We start from the raw sequence: 16,855 nt of genomic DNA, 5'->3' as shown, positions 1-16,855 counted from the left end.
ATGAGGCACACGTGTAAAAGTCCGACGATTCGCGACGAATGAGATCAGCCGCTGGAGAGATGCCTGATGGGTATGATGAAGACCGAAGCCCCCCTCGATGAAAAGGCGATCGTCGCCGCTGCAGAAAAAGCGCTTGCCGATATCGCCACAGTGAGGAGCGAGGTCGCCAAGGTGATCTTCGGCCAGGAGAGCGTCGTCGAAAACACGCTGCTCGCCGTTCTCTCGGGCGGCCACGCCCTGCTGGTCGGCGTCCCCGGTCTTGCCAAGACCAAGCTGGTCACCACGCTCGGCGAAGTGCTCGGCCTCGGCGCCAACCGCATCCAGTTCACGCCCGACCTGATGCCATCCGATATCCTCGGCTCCGAAGTGATGGACCAGGACGAGACCGGCCGCCGCTCCTTCCGCTTCGTCAAGGGTCCGGTCTTCGCCCAACTGCTGATGGCCGACGAAATCAACCGCGCCTCGCCGCGCACCCAGTCGGCGCTGCTGCAGGCGATGCAGGAGTACCACATCACCGTCGCCGGCCAACGCTACGACCTGCCGACGCCCTTCCACGTTCTCGCCACCCAGAACCCGCTGGAGCAGGAAGGCACCTATCCGCTTCCCGAGGCACAGCTCGACCGCTTCCTGCTGCAGGTCGACGTCAACTACCCCGAACTCGCCGCCGAGCGGCAGATCCTGCTCGACACCACGGGTCTTGCCGAAACCAAGCCGCAGGCCGTGTTGAGCGCCGAGCGCCTGATCGAGATCCAGACGCTGATCCGACAGATGCCGGTCAGCGACAAGGTGGTCGACGGCATCCTGGCGCTCGTCCGCTCCGCCCGCCCCGGCCAGGGCAACGCCGCCACCGACAAGAACGTTGCTTGGGGCCCCGGCCCGCGCGCCGGCCAGGCGATGATGCTCTGCGCCCGTGCCCGCGCGCTCTATGAAGGCCGCCTCGCCCCGTCGCTCGACGATGTCCACGCGCTGGCAGAGCCCGTGCTGCAGCACCGCATGGCGCTGACCTTCGCCGCCCGCGCCGAAGGCATGTCGGTGCGCGACGTGATCGCCGGGCTGGTGAAGCAGGCCAAGGGCTAAGCTCAGGAAGGAAGCCTCACGCGTGGCATCGATCGGACAGACCGTCACTCCGACCCCAGGCAGCGATGCCCTTGCACGTGCAAGGCAGCGCGCCAGCCTGCTGCCGGATTGCCTCGTCGAGGCCAAGCGTATCGCCAACACCGTGATCGCCGGCTGGCACGGCCGCCGCAAGCGTGGCATCGGCGAGAATTTCTGGCAGTTCCGGCCCTATAGCGAAGGCGAGAGCCTGGCGCGCATCGACTGGCGCCGCTCGGCCCGTGACGATCATACCTATATCCGCGACCGCGAATGGGAAGCCGCCCACACGATCTGGCTCTGGGCCGACATGTCGCCGTCGATGATGTACAAGTCCACCTTCGGCAGCGTCTCCAAGGAAAGCCGCGCGTTCGTCATCATGCTGGCGCTCGCCGAAATCCTCGCGCGCTCAGGCGAACGCGTCGGCTGCCCCGGCGTGATGGAACCGATCTCCGCCCGCAACGCCGCCGAGCGCCTCGCCGTCGCACTGATGCACGCGCCGCTCACCGGCGGCCTGCCGGATACCGCCATGATCCGCGGCTCGAGCGACCTCGTGCTGATCGGCGATTTCCTCGATGATGCCGAGGCCGTGATGGCCCGCATAGGCCCGCTCGCTCGTCGCGGCCTGCGCGGTCATGTCATCGAGGTGGCCGATCCCGCCGAGGAGCTGTTTCCCTATACCGGCCGCACCGAGTTCACCGATCCGGAGACCGGCTCGAAGCTCACCTCCGGTCGCGCCGAAAACATCCGCGACGCCTATACGCGCGCCTATCTCGGCCGCCGCGATGGCCTTGGCCAGAGCCTGCGCCACCTCGGCTGGACCTTCATCAGCCATCGCACTGATCACCTCGCCTCCGAGGCGCTGGTCGCCGTCCACATGCACCTCTCCGGCATGCCCGGGAAAGCTAGCTTGCCCGGGAAAGCAACGCATGGAGGCCAGCTGTGAACGCGCTTCCATTCGCCTTTGCCTATCCAGCCATTCTCGGCGCCCTTGTGGCGCTTCCCGTCATCTGGTGGCTGCTGCGCCTGACCCCGCCGCGCCCAAAGACGGAAGTCTTCCCGCCGCTGCGCATCCTCGCAACCGTTCTGAAGCGCGAGGAAACGCCGGCGCAAAGTCCATGGTGGCTGACGCTGCTGCGCATGTTGCTCGCCGCAGCCGTCATCCTCGCCATCGCCGATCCGGTCTTCAACCCGCGCACCAGCTCGATCGCCGCGGGCGGCCCTCTCGTGCTCTTCGTCGATAATGGCTGGGCGACCGCGCCCGATTGGGAGCGTCGCGTGCAGACCGCCGAGGCGCTGATCGACGACGCCGACAGCGCTGGCCTGCCCGTATCCATCACCTTTACTGCCGATCCAAGCAACGATGCCGTAGCGGGCACCGCAGCCGTCGCCCGCGAAAAACTGCGCGCCGCCGAGCCGCAGCCGCTCGTGCCCGACCGCCAGCGCGCCTTCGAGGCGCTGCGCGCGGCGCTGAACGGCGTGCATCCCGGCACGCTCGCCTTCCTGACCGATGGTGCCGCCGCCAACGACAACGACGCCACGGTGCGCCAACTCTCCGACCTGCAGCCCGGCCAACTGCGCCTGATCGCCGGCGACGCCGCGCAGACGGTGGCAATCACCGGAGCCAACAACGCCGCCGACGCCATGACCGTCACCGCGACCCGCCTCGACGGCGCCTCGGCCGCCACCCTGCCGCTGACCGCCCAGGATGCGCAAGGCCGCGCCATCGCCTCGGGCTCCGTCTCCTTCCAGCCGGGCCAGTCCGTGGCTTCAGGCTCGATCACCGCCCCCTTCGAGATGCGCAACGACTTCGCGCGGCTCAGCATCGACAACCACGCAACGGCCGGCGCCGTCCACCTGCTCGACGACGGCTTCAAGCGCCGCCGCGTCGTACTTCTGTCGGGCGAGGCCAGCGACAGCTTTCAGCCGCTGCTCTCGCCACTCTATTACATCCAGCGCGCCCTGCAGCCCTATGCCGACCTGATCGAACCGAACGCGCCCGATCTCGCCACCTCCATTCCCGATCTCCTGGCGCAGAACCCCTCGGTCATCGTCATGGCCGATATCGGCCGCCTGCCGCAGGAGACCTATGATCCGCTGCAGCGCTGGATCAACAATGGCGGCACGCTCATCCGCTTCGCAGGCCCGCGACTGGCGGCCGCCCCCGCCGACGATCCGCTGGTACCGGTGACGCTTCGCCAGGGCGAACGCGCGCTTGGCGGCGCGCTCTCCTGGGCCGAGCCGCAGCAGCTGGCAGAGTTCCCCAATTTCGGCCCCTTCGCCGGCATGGCGCGCCCGACCGATGTCACCGTCAAGCGCCAGGTGCTGGCCGAGCCGACGCCGGATCTGGCCGAGCGCACCTGGGCAAGCCTTGCCGACGGCACGCCACTGGTGACGATGAAGCCGATGACATCAGGCCGCATCGTGCTCTTCCACGTCAGCGCCGAGGCCACATGGTCCGACCTGCCGATCTCAGGCAATTTCGTCGAGATGCTGCGTCGCCTCGTGCAACTGTCGCGCTCCGGCGGCGTTACCTCGCAATCCGGCGGCGCCACCACTGCCGAAGCGCTGCCGCCCTTCCGGCTGCTGACCGCCAAGGGCGCGCTCACCACCGAGACCGGCGCCGCGCGTCCGCTGATCCCCAACGCCAAGGCCGCCCCTCTGGCCAGCTTCGAAAATCCGCCGGGCCTCTATGGCTCCGAGGAAGGGTTCACCGCCTTGAACGTCCTGCCCGCAAACGCCGAACTGAAACCCCTCGATGTCTCGGGTGTGACGCTGGTGCGTGAAGGCCTGATCGGCGGCGAGACATGGTCGGCCAAGCCCTCGCTCTTCCTCATCGCCTTCCTGCTCCTGCTTGCCGACAGCCTGATCGTCATGTTCATGAGCGGCGCCTTCTCGCGCCTGCGCCCGGCCGCCCGCACGGCCGCGATGATCGCGGTCGCCGTCACCGCAGCCTTCCTGGTGCAGCCCGGCCAGTCACGCGCCGACGACAGCAAGCCCGGCGACGAGCAGATCTTCCAGCGGCTCGACAATACCCACCTCGCCTATGTCGTCACCGGCGAGGCCGAGGTCGATCGCATCTCCGAGCGCGGCCTCGAGGGCCTGACGGAATATCTGACCTTCCGCACCACGCTCGAACCCGCAGCCCCCGTCGGCCTCGACCTGACGAAGGACGAGCTCTCCTTCTATCCGATCATTTACTGGCCGATTTCGGCCACCGCGCCAATGCCGTCTGCCGCCTCGATCAACCGCATCGACGCTTATATGCGCGCCGGCGGCACCGTGCTCTTCGACACCCGCGACCAGTTCAGCGCGCTCGACAACAGCGGCGGCAGCAGCGCCAATGGCGAACGCCTGCAGCAGATCCTCGCCAATCTCGACATCCCGCCGCTGGAGCCGGTCCCCTCCGACCACGTGCTGACCAAATCCTTCTATCTTCTGTCGAGCTTCCCCGGCCGCTATGCCGGTAGCCCGCTCTGGATCGAGGCACGCCAGGACAACCGCTCCAACAACGCCAAGTCGGCGGCAACGGCGGACGGCGTCTCGCCGATCCTGATCACGGGCAATGATTTCGCCGGCGCATGGGCCGTGGACGACAATGGCGTCCCGCTGCTGCCGACCGTGCCGCCTGACGAGGCGCAGCGCGAATACGCCTACCGCAGCGGCGTCAACATCATGATGTATATGCTTACAGGCAACTACAAGACCGACCAGGTCCACATCCCCGCCCTCCTCGAACGGCTGGGGCAGTGACATGACTGTTGATTTCGCGCCCTTCATCCCCTGGCCGCTGCTTGCCGGCCTGACCGTCATCGTCGTCGCCATCGCAGCACTCGCGATATTCCGGGGCGTGCGCGGCGCCTGGATCCGCACCGTCGCGGCGCTGGCGCTGCTCGCAGCGCTCGCCAACCCGCTGCTGATGCAGGAAGACCGCGAGCAGCTTTCGACGGTCGTCCCCGTCATCGTCGACCGCAGCCAGAGCCAGCAGACGCCCGAGCGCATCAAGATGACGGACGACGCGCTGGTGGCGCTGAAGGACCGCCTCGCCCGCTTCCCCAACGTCGAGCCGCGCTATGTCGATGCCACGGAGCCGGAGGATTCCGACGCCCCCTCGACGCGCCTCTTCAACGCGCTGTCTGCCGCTGTTGCCGACGTGCCGCCCGCCCGCATCGGCGGCGCGATCATGCTCACTGACGGCCAGATCCACGACGTGCCCGGCGTCAACCAGGCGCTCGGCTTCGACGCCCCGATCCATGGGCTGATCACGGGCAAGACCAACGAATTCGACCGCCGCATCGAGGTCATCAAGGCGCCGCGCTTCGGCATCGTCAACGAGGAACAGCAACTGGTACTGCGCGTCTTCGACGACGGCCCGAGCCCCGGCGGCACCGCCGACGTGACGGTCAAGCTCAACGGCAACGAGATCGCCACGCTGCAGGCGACACCTGGCCGCGACACACCCTTCTCCTTCAAGGTCGAGCGCGGCGGCAGCAACGTGCTGGAATTCTCGGTCGCCGCCCTGCCAGGAGAAGTGACGCAAGCCAACAACCGCGCCGTCCACGTCATCGACGGCATCCGCGAGAACCTGCGCGTGCTGCTGGTCTCCGGCGAACCACATGCCGGCGAGCGCGCCTGGCGCAACCTGTTGAAATCCGACGCCTCCGTCGATCTCGTGCACTTCACCATTCTGCGCCCACCGGAAAAGCAGGACGGCACGCCGATCAACGAGCTGTCGCTCATCGCCTTTCCGACACGTGAGCTGTTCGTAGACAAGATCAAGGATTTCGACCTGATCATCTTCGACCGCTACCAGCATCGCGGCGTGCTGCCGATCCTCTATTACGACTACATCGCGCAATATGTCGAAAACGGCGGCGCGCTCCTGATCGCCGCAGGTCCCGAGCATGCCGGCCCGGATTCGATCGCGCTGACGCCGCTCTCCTCGGTTCTCCCCGCCGCCCCGACCGGCCAGATGGTCGAGAAGGCCTTCTATCCACGCCTCTCCGACGAAGGAAAGAAGCACCCGGTCACCCGTGGTCTCGACGGCTCCACCGACGAGCCGCCGCATTGGGGCCGCTGGTTCCGTTCCGTCGGCGTCGAGCCGCCGCAGGGCGAGACCGTCATGGTCGGCGCCGACAACAATCCGCTCCTGGTGCTGAACCGAGCCGGCCAGGGCCGCGTCGCCATGCTCCTGTCCGATCAGGGCTGGCTCTGGGCCCGTGGCTTCGAAGGTGGCGGCCCGCACGTCTCGCTCTATCGCCGCGTGGCCCACTGGCTGATGAAGGAACCGGCGCTGGAAGAAGAAGCGCTCACCGCCCGTGCCTCCGGCCGCACGCTCGAGATCACCCGCCAGACCATCGGCGACAATCCCGGCAACGCCACCGTGCGCTACCCCTCCGGCAAGACCGAGACGCTGCCGCTCGTCCAGTCGGAGCCCGGTCTCTTCAAGGCCGAGAAGCGCATGGACGAAATCGGCCTCTTCGAGATCCGCAACGGCGAGATGAGCACGCTCGTGCATGTCGGCGCCGTCGATGCGCCGGAGTTCAAGGCGATGATCTCGACGCCTGACGTGCTGAAGCCGATATCGGACAAGACGAGAGGCCTCGTCGCCCGCGTCTCGGATACCGACGGCAATGTCGAGATCCCGCCGATCCTGCCGGTGCGCGGCCAGATCCGCGTCGCCGACAATGACCGCATGCAGATCCGCCTGACCAACGAGACCGTGCTGAAGGGCATCAACACGCTGCCGCTCTTCGCGGGCTTCGCCGGCGTCGGCATCCTGCTGCTCGCCTTCGGCGCCATGTGGTGGCGCGAGGGCCGCTGACACGATGCCGCAACTCGAACTGACCGCCACACCCTCCCCCGATGACCTCGCGGTCATCGGCGAGACCCTCACCGCCTTCAACCACGCCGACGTCGGCTCTGCCGATCGGCGGACGCTGGCGGTGCTGATCCGCGACGAGGATGGAAAAGTAATCGGCGGCCTCTCCGGCTACACCGCCTGGGGCTGGCTCTTCACCCAGCTGCTCTTCATCCCCGAAAGCCAACGCGGCACCGGCCTCGCCGGCCGGCTCCTCTCGCTGGCCGAACAGGAAGCCGCGAATCGCGGCTGCCACGGCGCCTGGATCGACACCTTCAGCCCAACGGCACTAAAGGCCTATCTGAAACAGGGATACGAAATCTTCGGCGAACTGCCGGAATTCCCGAAGGGCCGCACGCGGACGTTCCTGCGCAAGGCGCTGACGCCCGAAACCTGAAGATGCCCCTCAGGCAATCGATGCCTGCCGCGTCTCCGAATCGATCGCCACCGCCGCCAGCGCCGAGATGACGAGGAAGCCGGCGAAGAGGCCGATCGCAACGCCAAGCCCTTCGGAGACGACAAGCGCCATCAGCGACGGCGCGAGCAGTCCGCCAAGCCGCGCGACGGCACCCGCGGTACCCATGCCGGTTGCCCGAACCGCGGTCGGGTAGAGTTCCGGCGTGTAGGCATAGAGCGCGCCCCATGTCCCCAGCAGCGCGAAACTCATGATCAGAAGCGACGCACCGACCATGATATCGACGCTGGAGACGACGAACAGCAGGCAGCCCGCCGCCGACAACAGGCAGAAGCCGATCAGCGTCGGTTTGCGGCCCCAGGCCTCGACGCCATAGGCGGCGAGCGCATAGCCGGGGATCTGCGCCAGCGCCACGAAGACCAGGAAGCCGTAACCCCGGACGAAACCGAAGCCATCGCCCGCAAGCTTCGCCGGCATCCAGGTGAAGACACCGTAATAGGAGACCGACACCAGAAACCAGATCGCCAGGATCATGACGGTGCGACGGCGAAGCGCGCCCGAAAACACGCCTTCGGAGGCCGCATGCGCTGGCGAGACCAGCTGGTCGTCGGCACCAAGTGCCGGCTTGCCATTGGCCACAAGGACCCGATTGATGGTCGTCTTCGCCTCCTCCCCGCGACCGCCGCGCAAGAGATAGAGCGGCGATTCCGGCACGAAGAGGCGCAGGCCGAGCCCGAGGATGGCAGGCACCGCCGTCACCGCGAAGATATACCGCCAGGCATCCTGAACGCCCGCGACACTGGCAGCCCACGCCGCAAGCGCCACGATCAGCGTCCCGATCGCCCAGAAACCCTCCAGCGCCACCAGCCAGCGGCCGCGACTTTTAGACGGCAGGAACTCCGCCATCATCGCATAATCCACCGGCAGCGTGCCGCCGACGGCCACACCGGTCAGAAAGCGCAGGACAAGCAGGATGGTGAAACTCGGCGCGAAAACCGACAGCGCCCCGAACACCGCGTCGCAGGCGACCGTGAGCAGCAGCACATTGCGCCGCCCAACCTTGTCGGCCAGCCGGCCGAAGGCATAGGCGCCGATCAGCATGCCGAGAAAGAACAGCGTTCCCGTCTGCAACGCCTGTGGCACCGTCAACCCGAAGCTCGCGGCGATCGAGGCGGCGGTGAAGCCGACCGCCAGCACCTGCATCGCATCCGCCGTCCAGACAAGGCCGAAAATGCCGAGAAGCCGCCGCTGAAACGGTCCGGTCCCCGCGCGATCCAGCGCCTCGTCGATTGAAATGCGCGCCATGCCTTCTCCCCCTCAAGCATCTGAAAGACCACCAAAACCGGCGACCCTAAGATAGCTCAATAGAACAGATGACCTATTTGCGCCAGCCGATTACGCCCTTCAGCCGCCCATGCACGTCCTCGCCGAGCGGCACCACGAGTACCCGGCCCGGATCGACCGGCCCCGGAAAGGTCAGCGCGTTATAGGCCACCTTCTCGAAGCCGAGCGGCCCGTAATAGGGCGGATCGCCGACGAGGATGACAGCCTCGGAACCTTTGCGCTTGGCCGCTTCCACCGCGATCCGCACCAGCTCGCGGCCAATGCCGCGGTTCTTGTGCGAGGGGCGAACGGCAAGCGGCCCGAGCAGATGGCCGGGCACATCGCCGGCCATGACTGGTGTCATCCGGACCGACGCGATCGTCTCGCCGTCATCGGCGCAGATGAAGGAGAGCGACAGATCATGCGGCCCCTGCTCGCGAATGCGCGCGGCAGCACGAGTGTGCCGGCCTGGGCCGAATGCTTCTTCGTTGATGTGTTCGATGGCGGCGTCGTGCGACGCGTCCTCAGTGAGGTAGACCAGATCGTGCTTGTGCATGAAGAGACAGAAACCGGATAGACAAAATGATGGGTTCTCGAACACGCCCTTGGGCGTTCGGGAGCATCAGCGTCGTCGCAGGGTTCTGGATGCGGACATCAAATCGGGTTCCTGAAATCGTGAAAAGGCCGATAGCAGGAAAAAAATCGGCCGTCTATGGGAAAAGATTGCCGCCCCCTCCCGGAATGAAACTCAGACGATTTCACCGAGGTGGTGGCGCACCCACTTCGCCTCCTCCGATGCGGTGCGCCCGAAATGCCGCTTGAAGTCGCGGCTGAACTGCGCCGGGCTGGCATAGCCGACCGAAGCCGCAATCTCCGCGATCGTGCTGCGGTGGCGGGCGATCATCAGCCGCGCCTCATGGAGCCGCATCGCCTTCACATATTGCATCGGGCTGCTGCCCGTCAGCTCCTTGAAGCGAAGATGATAGGAGGGAATGCTCATGCCCACTTGCCTGGCCAGATCGGCGATCGAGATCTCCGCGCCGTAATTCTCGCGCAGCCAGCCCAGGCTCTGCACCACTTTGCCGGACGACCCCTGGCGTTTAAGGGCGGCAATCATCGCCCCGCCCTGCGGCCCCATCAGCACACGATAATGCAACTCCCGCAAAAGTCCCTCGCCGAGAACCGCCACATCGGTGGGTTTTCTGAGTGCCGTCAGAAGACGCAGCAGCACGTCCTCGATGTCGGGTGACATCCTGCTCGACACCAGACCGCGCGGCTTATCATCCGCCAATCCGCCGTGCGTATCCAGCTGCATGGCGATCTCGGCCGCCATCTGCATGTCGAAATCGACATAGACGGCAAGCAGCGGGCGCTCGGGACTGGCGATCGACCGCATCCGGAAGGGCACGGGAACCGACACCGCCAGATAGTGATCCTCATCGTAGAGATAGACCTCCCCTTCGAGCATGCCCTGCTTGCTTCCCTGCAGCACGAAAACAGCCCCCGGCTTGTAGAGGACGGGGATGTCGTGAAGCACCGCTTCCGTCCGCAGCAGGCGCACCGAGGGCAGCGCTGTCAAATTATACCCCTGCGCGGGAGCAAGCGCCCCGGCAAGCTCCACCAGCCTGCGGCGCGCCGAGCCGACATGGTCCACCTTGATAGGATTTGGCAACATACTCAGACAATCCGCAATCGAAACAGCTTGTCTCCAAGAGTATTAATCAATCCGCTCAATATCAAGGAGACCTGCTGATCATGTCACGCAAGACCATATTCATCACCGGCGCCAATTCCGGCTTCGGCCTCGCCATTGCTGCTCGCGCCGTGAAAATGGGCCATAAGGTCATCGGCACGGTCCGCTCCGAGGCCTCGCGCCAAACCCTTGCCGAAGCGCTGCCGGGCGTCATCACCACGCTTTGCGACGTCACGGATTTCGACCGCATCCCCGATGTCGTCCAAAAGGCTGAAGACGATCACGGTCCGGTCGACGTCCTCATCAACAACGCCGGCTATGGCCACGAGGGCGTGCTCGAGGAATCGCCGATCGAAGAGATGCGCCGCCAGTTCGACGTCAACGTCTTCGGCGCCGTCGCGGTCGCCAAGGCCTTCCTTCCGCGCTTTCGCCAGCGCCGCCGGGGTTTCATCGTCAATGTCACCTCGATGGGCGGCATGATCACCATGCCCGGCATCGCCTACTACTGCGGCAGCAAATTCGCGCTGCAGGGCATATCGGCGGTGATGCGTGCGGAGATGGCGCCCTTCGGCGTGCATGTCACAGCCCTTTGTCCCGGCTCGTTCAGAACCGACTGGGCCGGACGCTCCATGGTCAGGACGGAACGATCGATCGCCGATTACGACGCGATCTTCGACCCGATCCGCACCGCGCGGCAGGAGAAGAGCGGCAAGCAGTTGGGCGACCCCGACAAGCTCGCCGCAGCCGTCCTCACTTTGATCGAAACCGACGCACCGCCGCCGCAACTCTTGCTCGGCAGCGATGCCCTGAAGCTCGTATCGGACCGCGTCCGTGAACTGCAGCAGGAGATCGAGGAGTGGAGAGCCCTGACCATCTCGACGGATGGCTGATCGCGTCTTGAACCTGCCAATCGCGACCAGCCTGCGTTATGTTGCGCTCAACATAGGGCCAAGGCCGGGCGCAATCATCCCCTCGGCCAGCGCTCGACCGTCTGGCCGCCGAACAGCCGGCTGGTCGGCATCTGGAAGATGAAATAGGGGTTGAGCAGCGGCAGCGCGCTTGCCTGCTCCAGCCTCTCGAGCATCGCCTCGTCGAGATCAACATCCAGCGAAGCGATGTTCTGCTGCAGCTGCTCCACCCGGCTGGCGCCGATCAGCACCGAGGAAACGCCGGCGCGGCGCGCCACCCAGGCAAGCGCCACCTCGGCCGCCGACCGGCCGATTTCGGCCGCGACTGATGTCACCACATCGACCACATCGAAATTGCGCTCGGTAAACAGCATGCCACCGAAAGGATTGTCGCCGTTCAGCCGGCCATTGCTGCCGCTCTCCGATGTCTCCGAGGTCTTGTCCGGCAGCGCGGTGGCCCGCCCGGCCTCTGCCAGCATCTCGCGACCGTATTTGCCGGTCAGAAGGCCGGCCGCAAGCGGGCTCCAGGGCACCATGCCAAGCCCGAACTCGGCGCCGGCAGGCATGAGGTCGAGCTCGACGCCGCGATCGATCAGCGAATAGGCATATTGCAGGCCGATCGGCTTCGGCAGCCCATGCGCCTCGGCCAGCGTCGCGATCCGCGCCACATACCAGGCGGGCGTGTTGGAAAAGCCGTAATGCAGGATCTTGCCGGCCCGAACGGCGTCGGAAAGCGTCTGCAACACTTCATCGGCCGGCGTCGTCTGGTCCCACACATGCATCCAGTACATGTCGATATAGTCGGTGCGTAGCCGCTTCAGCGAACCTTCGATGCCGAGGCGGATGTTCTTAGCCCCGTTGCCGCCCCAGAGCGGCGTGCCCGCGCCGCGCGGAAATCCTGATTTGGTCGCCACCACCAGCCGGTCGCGCTGCCCGCTGTCGGAGAGAAACGCGCCGAGCATTTCCTCGCTCCTCCCCGCCGAATAGATGTCGGCTGTGTCGATGAAATTGCCGCCGGCATCGACATAGGCGTCGAACAGCGCCCGCGAGGTCTGCTCATTGGCGCCCCATCGCCCGGCGCCGAAGGTCATGGTGCCAAGCGCCAGCGGGCTGACGATCAGTCCCGAGCGGCCGAGGGTGCGATAGCTGGTAAGGTCCATATCCGTGCTCCTTGTTCACACCCCTCCATTTAGGCCGGCGGACCCCACGGGATTAGCGGTTGCCCGTCGCATGAACTTGTGAGCAGAATGCAGCAATGGAACGCGGAACGCTCAACGATCTCCTCGCCTTTGCCGCCGTCGCCCGCGAGCGCAGCTTTACCCGCGCAGCCGCCGTCCTCGGCATGTCGCCCTCGGCACTCAGCCACGCGATGCGCGGTCTGGAGGAGCGGCTGGGCGTCCGGCTGCTTGCCCGCACCACCCGCAGCGTCGCGCCGACCGAGGCCGGAGAGCGGCTTCTGCAATCGCTCAACCCGGCGCTATCCGATATCGAGGGCGGCCTCGAAGCGCTGGCCGAATGGCGCGACAACCCGTCCGGCACGGTCCGCATCACCACCTTCGCCTACGCCGCCAGAATGGTGCTGGTGCCGAAGCTGCCCGCTTTCCTGCTCGCCCATCCCGATATCAACGTCGAGGTGATCATCCAGGACGGGCTAACGGACATCGTCGCCTCAGGTTTCGACGCCGGCATCCGCCTCGGCGAGACGGTGGCGAAGGACATGATCGCGGTGCGGGTCGGGCCTGAGCTGCGCACCGTCGTCGTCGGCACGCCCTCCTACTTCGCCCGCATCCCGCCGCCGGACACACCCTACGATCTCGAACGCCACGCCTGCATCGGCTACCGCCTGACGACCTCGGGTGGGCTGCTTCCCTGGGAGTTCGAGAAAGACGGCAAGGAGATCAAGATCCGCACCAGCGGCCCGCTTATCGTCAATGATGGCGAGCTTCCGGCAGCCGCCGTGCGCGCCGGCGTCGGGCTCGGCTATATGATGGAGCACGACGTGGCCGACGAGATCGCCTCCGGAGCGCTGGTGCAGGTGCTTAACGACTGGTGCCCGCCCTTCCCTGGCTTCCACCTCTACCACCCGAGCCGCCGCCAATCGCCGCCGGCGCTGCGCGCGCTGATCGCCGCCTTGAGCGTCAAGTAGCAATCGCACCGCCGGGCGCAATCAGCGCGTGACGCACTGTTCAATTTTTGCCCCACTGCAAAATCCGCCCAAGCGCGATATCTAACGGGCAACGAAAGATCGAAGGAGTAGACACCATGGGTATGCTGGTCGACGGCGTCTGGCAGGACGTCTGGTACGATACGAAGGAGACCAAGGGTCACTTCAAGCGCGCCGCCTCGCAGTTCCGCAACTGGATCACGCCGGATGGCAGCGCCGGCCCGTCGGGCAAGGAAGGCTTCAAGGCCGAGGCCGGTCGCTATCATCTCTACGTATCCCTCGCCTGTCCCTGGGCGCACCGCACGCTGATCTTCCGCAAGCTGAAGCGGCTGGAAGACCTGATCTCGGTCTCCGTCGTCGATCCGCTGATGCTGGAAAAGGGCTGGGAATTCAAGGTCGGCGACGGCGCCACCGGCGATCCGCTCTTCGGCGCCAAGGCGCTCTCCGACATCTACGTGAAGGCCGATCCGCACTATTTCGGCCGCGTCACCGTGCCTGTCCTGTGGGACAAGAAGACCAACACCATCGTCAGCAATGAATCCGCCGAGATCATCCGCATGTTCAACAGCGCCTTCGACGCGCTGACTGGCTCGACCACTGATTTCCATCCGCAAGACCTGCGCGCCGAGATCGACGATCTAAACGCGCTCGTCTACGACACCGTCAACAACGGCGTCTACAAGGCTGGCTTTGCCACCACCCAGGACGCCTATTCGGAAAGCGTGCTGAAGCTCTTCGAAACGCTCGACATGCTGGAAGACCGCCTCGGCAAGGGCCGCTATCTCTTTGGTGACCGCCTGACCGAGGCCGATTGGCGGCTCTTCACCACGCTGGTACGCTTCGACCCTGTCTATGTCGGCCACTTCAAGTGCAACATCCGCCGCATCGCCGATTACCCGAACCTCTCGGCCTATCTGCGCGATCTCTACCAGACATCAGGGATCAAGGAGACGGTCGACTTCCGCCACATCAAGGACCACTATTACCGCAGCCACAAGACGATCAACCCCACTGGTATCGTCCCTGTCGGCCCGGAACTGGACCTCGACCGCCCGCACGGTCGCGGCGAACGCGCCGCAGCCTGAACGCAAGCTAAGCCGCCCAGCCTACCAGACCTGGTCGGGCTGCCGCTCCCCGGCAATTTCCGCAAGACGACGGTGCGTCGACGCCGTCGTCCCCTCGGGCAGCGCGTCGAGCGCAAAGAAGCCGCATTCGACGATCTCGCGGTCCGGCGCCCTCGGCGCCGTCTGCTCGACCTTGGCGCGGTAGAACACGACATGGTCGCGCCGCGTGGCTGAGGTATTGAGATAAACCTGAACGAGCTCCGGCCGGCCGACAATCACGAGATTGCCCTCCTCGCGCAGCTCCTTGACGAGCGCGTCCTCGGCCGTCTCGTTGCGCTCGATACCGCCGCCCGGCATGTGCCAGCCGGGCACGTAGCTGTGCCGCACGAGAAACACGTAGCCCCTGTCGTCGAAGCAGGCGGCGCGCACGCCCATGGTCATTCCGCGCGCGAAGGCGAAGTAGATATGCACCACGCGCATCATCAGGCGCGATTGCCAGTGGCGGATTTCTTTCACGCGTCTTCCAATTCCATCAATCCGTTCAAGCAGATGTGCGAGGAGATGTGTTTGAAATACGGCTGCCGTGAGCTATGTGTGCACCCATGTTCAAGCTCGCGCACATTTCAGACGTCCATCTCGGGCCGCTGCCCCACATCTCTTTCCGTGAACTCTTTTCCAAGCGTATCACCGGCTTTGTGAACTGGCATCGCAATCGGCGCAAGCACCTTTTCGGCGGCACGCTGGATCTCTTGCTCGACGATATCCGCGAAAAGCAGCCGGATCACATGGCGATCACAGGCGATCTCGTCAATCTCGCAAGCGGCCTTGAAATCCGCGCCGCCGCCGGCTGGCTGCGCGAACTCGGCGATCCCAAGGACTACTCCGTCGTCCCCGGCAATCACGACGCCTATGTGCCCGGCGCCTACGAAAAATCGATGCGCGCCTGGTACGATAACGTGCGCGGCGATCTCGCCCCTGCCGAATGGCAGGAAAACAAGCACATCTTCCCCTATCTGCGCATTCGCGGAAAAGTCGCGATCGTCGGCTGCTCGACGGCGGTGGCAACGCCACCCTTCGCCGCCAGCGGCTTCTTCGGCGAACGACAGGCCCGCGAGACGGTGAACATGCTGCGCGCCGCCGGCGAAGCCGGGCTGTTTCGCGTCGTCATGATCCACCATCCGCCCATTCGTGGCGCCACATCCTTCCACAAGCGCATGATCGGCATCCGCCGTTTCGCCGCCGTCATCTCCACCGGCGGCGCCGAGCTCGTGCTGCATGGCCACACGCATCTGAACACGGTGCACTGGCTGCGCGGCCAGACAGGCCCGGTTCCTGTCGTCGGCATCGCCTCGGGCTCGCAAGGCCCCGGCGGCTCCAAGCCACCCGCCGCCTACAATCTCTTCAGCATCGACGGCTCCCCCGGCGCCTGGAGCCTCAAGGGCGAACGCTTCAGCCTCAGCCCCTCGGGCGACGACATCAACCCGGAAAGCGTCGATATCTTCAGGCTTTAGCGCCGTTTGCGGAATCAGTTTCGCGGCAAGTTGAATCACTGCGCGAACTCAGGCGAAAAACCATAAATCGCAACCGATCGCCTCTTGGTATTTCCCGATCTAGGCGTACACTCCTTATATTAGCGATCTTATATTCGGAGACGTCGCATGCCATCCACGACCCGTACGCTCCGAGGCCTGGCGCTCGCCGGCTGCCTCGCCCTCACCTTCTCTGCCCCCGCCTTCGCCGCCGGCGAAGAGAGCGACGAAACCAAGCCGCCGCCGAAGACCGAAACCACCACCAAGTGCGCCGACGGCAAGGTCTGGGACAAGAAGAAGAAGGAATGCGTCACGCCGAACAAGCAGACCTTCAACGACGACGATCTCTACAAGGCCGCCCGCGAATTCGCCTATGCCGGCCAGTACGACAACGCCATCACCGTGCTCAACCTCGCCCGTAATCAGAACGACCCGCGCATCCTGAACTATCTCGGCTACGCCAACCGCAAGGCCGGCCGGATGGAGCTTGGCATGTCCTATTATCGCAAGGCGCTGCAGGCCGACGGGAACTATATTCTCGCACGGTCATATATGGGCCAAGCTTTGATGGAACAGGGTGATGAGCAAGGCGCGCGCGTGCAGCTGGTCGAGATCCGCGACCGCGGCGGCGAGAACACGTGGGCCTACCGCTCGCTCCTCCAGTCGCTCCACGGCTACAGGACCTATTGAGCCCGAGGGATCACCCGAAAAAAGCTTTGGGAACCCGTGAGATAAGTGGCCTTTTGCTTGCGAAGCAGCGGCGATTTGTTTCATAAAGGACACAGAGACGATATAATTCGCACATGC

15 protein-coding genes are annotated in these 16,855 nt (G+C 65.2%); 10 read left to right on the top strand and 5 right to left on the bottom strand.

The features are described from left to right. Positions 1–66 precede the first annotated feature (66 nt). Genes AC1DOG_RS00805 through AC1DOG_RS00785 form a run of 5 tightly spaced genes read left to right on the top strand, consistent with a single transcriptional unit; the run spans position 67 to position 7,349 of the window. Positions 67–1,077 carry an AAA family ATPase gene (locus AC1DOG_RS00805; RefSeq protein ID WP_113010278.1) on the top strand — a complete coding sequence of 337 codons (1,011 nt, stop codon included), beginning with the start codon at positions 67–69 and terminating at the stop codon, positions 1,075–1,077. A 22-nt stretch (positions 1,078–1,099) separates the two neighbouring features. Further along, positions 1,100–2,038 carry a DUF58 domain-containing protein gene (locus AC1DOG_RS00800; protein WP_477926467.1) on the top strand — a complete coding sequence of 313 codons (939 nt, stop codon included), beginning with the start codon at positions 1,100–1,102 and terminating at the stop codon, positions 2,036–2,038. Continuing rightward, positions 2,035–4,845, top strand: coding sequence for a DUF4159 domain-containing protein (locus AC1DOG_RS00795; RefSeq protein WP_477926466.1), 2,811 nt, complete (start codon positions 2,035–2,037; stop codon positions 4,843–4,845). The genes AC1DOG_RS00800 and AC1DOG_RS00795 overlap by 4 nt, the downstream gene beginning before the upstream one ends. Before the next feature lies 1 nt (position 4,846). Next, positions 4,847–6,916, top strand: coding sequence for a hypothetical protein (locus tag AC1DOG_RS00790; RefSeq protein WP_477926465.1), 2,070 nt, complete (start codon positions 4,847–4,849; stop codon positions 6,914–6,916). A gap of 4 nt (positions 6,917–6,920) precedes the next feature. Further along, positions 6,921–7,349: an N-acetyltransferase family protein gene (locus AC1DOG_RS00785; protein WP_477926464.1), complete on the top strand. Its 429-nt coding sequence runs from the start codon at positions 6,921–6,923 to the stop codon at positions 7,347–7,349. 9 nt (positions 7,350–7,358) lie between these two features. On the opposite strand, the gene AC1DOG_RS00780 is transcribed toward AC1DOG_RS00785, so the two are convergent. The 3 genes from AC1DOG_RS00780 to AC1DOG_RS00770 form a co-directional block, all read right to left on the bottom strand. Next, positions 7,359–8,672: an MFS transporter gene (locus tag AC1DOG_RS00780; protein WP_477926463.1), complete on the bottom strand. Its 1,314-nt coding sequence runs from the start codon at positions 8,670–8,672 to the stop codon at positions 7,359–7,361. Positions 8,673–8,745: 73 nt separating this feature from the next. Continuing rightward, on the bottom strand, positions 8,746–9,246 hold the full coding sequence (locus AC1DOG_RS00775) for a GNAT family N-acetyltransferase (protein WP_113196751.1): 501 nt from the start codon (positions 9,244–9,246) through the stop codon (positions 8,746–8,748). A gap of 192 nt (positions 9,247–9,438) precedes the next feature. Beyond that, positions 9,439–10,365, bottom strand: coding sequence for an AraC family transcriptional regulator (locus AC1DOG_RS00770; RefSeq protein ID WP_477926462.1), 927 nt, complete (start codon positions 10,363–10,365; stop codon positions 9,439–9,441). Between the two features lie 80 nt (positions 10,366–10,445). Here AC1DOG_RS00770 and AC1DOG_RS00765 point away from each other — a divergent pair, with 80 nt between their 5' ends. Then, positions 10,446–11,273: an oxidoreductase gene (locus tag AC1DOG_RS00765; RefSeq protein ID WP_477926461.1), complete on the top strand. Its 828-nt coding sequence runs from the start codon at positions 10,446–10,448 to the stop codon at positions 11,271–11,273. A gap of 74 nt (positions 11,274–11,347) precedes the next feature. On the opposite strand, the gene AC1DOG_RS00760 is transcribed toward AC1DOG_RS00765, so the two are convergent. Further along, complete coding sequence (locus AC1DOG_RS00760) at positions 11,348–12,451, bottom strand: aldo/keto reductase (protein ID WP_477926460.1); 1,104 nt, start codon at positions 12,449–12,451, stop codon at positions 11,348–11,350. A 95-nt stretch (positions 12,452–12,546) separates the two neighbouring features. Between AC1DOG_RS00760 and AC1DOG_RS00755 the strand changes: the two genes are divergently transcribed. Continuing rightward, positions 12,547–13,437 carry a LysR family transcriptional regulator gene (locus tag AC1DOG_RS00755; RefSeq protein WP_477926459.1) on the top strand — a complete coding sequence of 297 codons (891 nt, stop codon included), beginning with the start codon at positions 12,547–12,549 and terminating at the stop codon, positions 13,435–13,437. Positions 13,438–13,553: 116 nt separating this feature from the next. After that, positions 13,554–14,540, top strand: a complete 987-nt coding sequence (locus tag AC1DOG_RS00750) for a glutathione S-transferase family protein (RefSeq protein WP_477926458.1) — start codon at positions 13,554–13,556, stop codon at positions 14,538–14,540. A gap of 21 nt (positions 14,541–14,561) precedes the next feature. Here the strand turns inward: AC1DOG_RS00750 and AC1DOG_RS00745 are convergent, their stop codons facing one another. Next, on the bottom strand, positions 14,562–14,999 hold the full coding sequence (locus AC1DOG_RS00745) for an NUDIX domain-containing protein (RefSeq protein WP_477926875.1): 438 nt from the start codon (positions 14,997–14,999) through the stop codon (positions 14,562–14,564). 122 nt (positions 15,000–15,121) lie between these two features. Between AC1DOG_RS00745 and AC1DOG_RS00740 the strand changes: the two genes are divergently transcribed. Both AC1DOG_RS00740 and AC1DOG_RS00735 read left to right on the top strand, forming a co-directional pair. Next, the gene (locus AC1DOG_RS00740; protein WP_018897345.1) at positions 15,122–16,030 is read left to right on the top strand and encodes a metallophosphoesterase family protein; all 909 of its coding nucleotides are present in this window, start codon (positions 15,122–15,124) and stop codon (positions 16,028–16,030) included. Positions 16,031–16,177: 147 nt separating this feature from the next. Continuing rightward, positions 16,178–16,738, top strand: coding sequence for a tetratricopeptide repeat protein (locus AC1DOG_RS00735; RefSeq protein ID WP_477926457.1), 561 nt, complete (start codon positions 16,178–16,180; stop codon positions 16,736–16,738). The last annotated feature ends 117 nt before the right edge of the window (positions 16,739–16,855 follow it).

This window comes from Rhizobium sp. 01N48 (assembly GCF_056399145.1).
Note: the sequence above shows the minus strand (reverse complement) of the source record. Positions and strands in the feature narration are given on the sequence as shown.

Coding starts and splice junctions, on each gene's coding strand:
- AC1DOG_RS00740 (WP_018897345.1), top strand. CDS start 15,122: ATGTTCAAGCTCGCGCACATTTCAGACGTCCATCTCGGGCCGCTGCCC.
- AC1DOG_RS00780 (WP_477926463.1), bottom strand. CDS start 8,672: ATGGCGCGCATTTCAATCGACGAGGCGCTGGATCGCGCGGGGACCGGA.
- AC1DOG_RS00745 (WP_477926875.1), bottom strand. CDS start 14,999: ATGCGCGTGGTGCATATCTACTTCGCCTTCGCGCGCGGAATGACCATG.
- AC1DOG_RS00755 (WP_477926459.1), top strand. CDS start 12,547: ATGGAACGCGGAACGCTCAACGATCTCCTCGCCTTTGCCGCCGTCGCC.
- AC1DOG_RS00805 (WP_113010278.1), top strand. CDS start 67: ATGGGTATGATGAAGACCGAAGCCCCCCTCGATGAAAAGGCGATCGTC.
- AC1DOG_RS00735 (WP_477926457.1), top strand. CDS start 16,178: ATGCCATCCACGACCCGTACGCTCCGAGGCCTGGCGCTCGCCGGCTGC.
- AC1DOG_RS00750 (WP_477926458.1), top strand. CDS start 13,554: ATGGGTATGCTGGTCGACGGCGTCTGGCAGGACGTCTGGTACGATACG.
- AC1DOG_RS00770 (WP_477926462.1), bottom strand. CDS start 10,365: ATGTTGCCAAATCCTATCAAGGTGGACCATGTCGGCTCGGCGCGCCGC.
- AC1DOG_RS00785 (WP_477926464.1), top strand. CDS start 6,921: ATGCCGCAACTCGAACTGACCGCCACACCCTCCCCCGATGACCTCGCG.
- AC1DOG_RS00790 (WP_477926465.1), top strand. CDS start 4,847: ATGACTGTTGATTTCGCGCCCTTCATCCCCTGGCCGCTGCTTGCCGGC.
- AC1DOG_RS00760 (WP_477926460.1), bottom strand. CDS start 12,451: ATGGACCTTACCAGCTATCGCACCCTCGGCCGCTCGGGACTGATCGTC.
- AC1DOG_RS00765 (WP_477926461.1), top strand. CDS start 10,446: ATGTCACGCAAGACCATATTCATCACCGGCGCCAATTCCGGCTTCGGC.
- AC1DOG_RS00775 (WP_113196751.1), bottom strand. CDS start 9,246: ATGCACAAGCACGATCTGGTCTACCTCACTGAGGACGCGTCGCACGAC.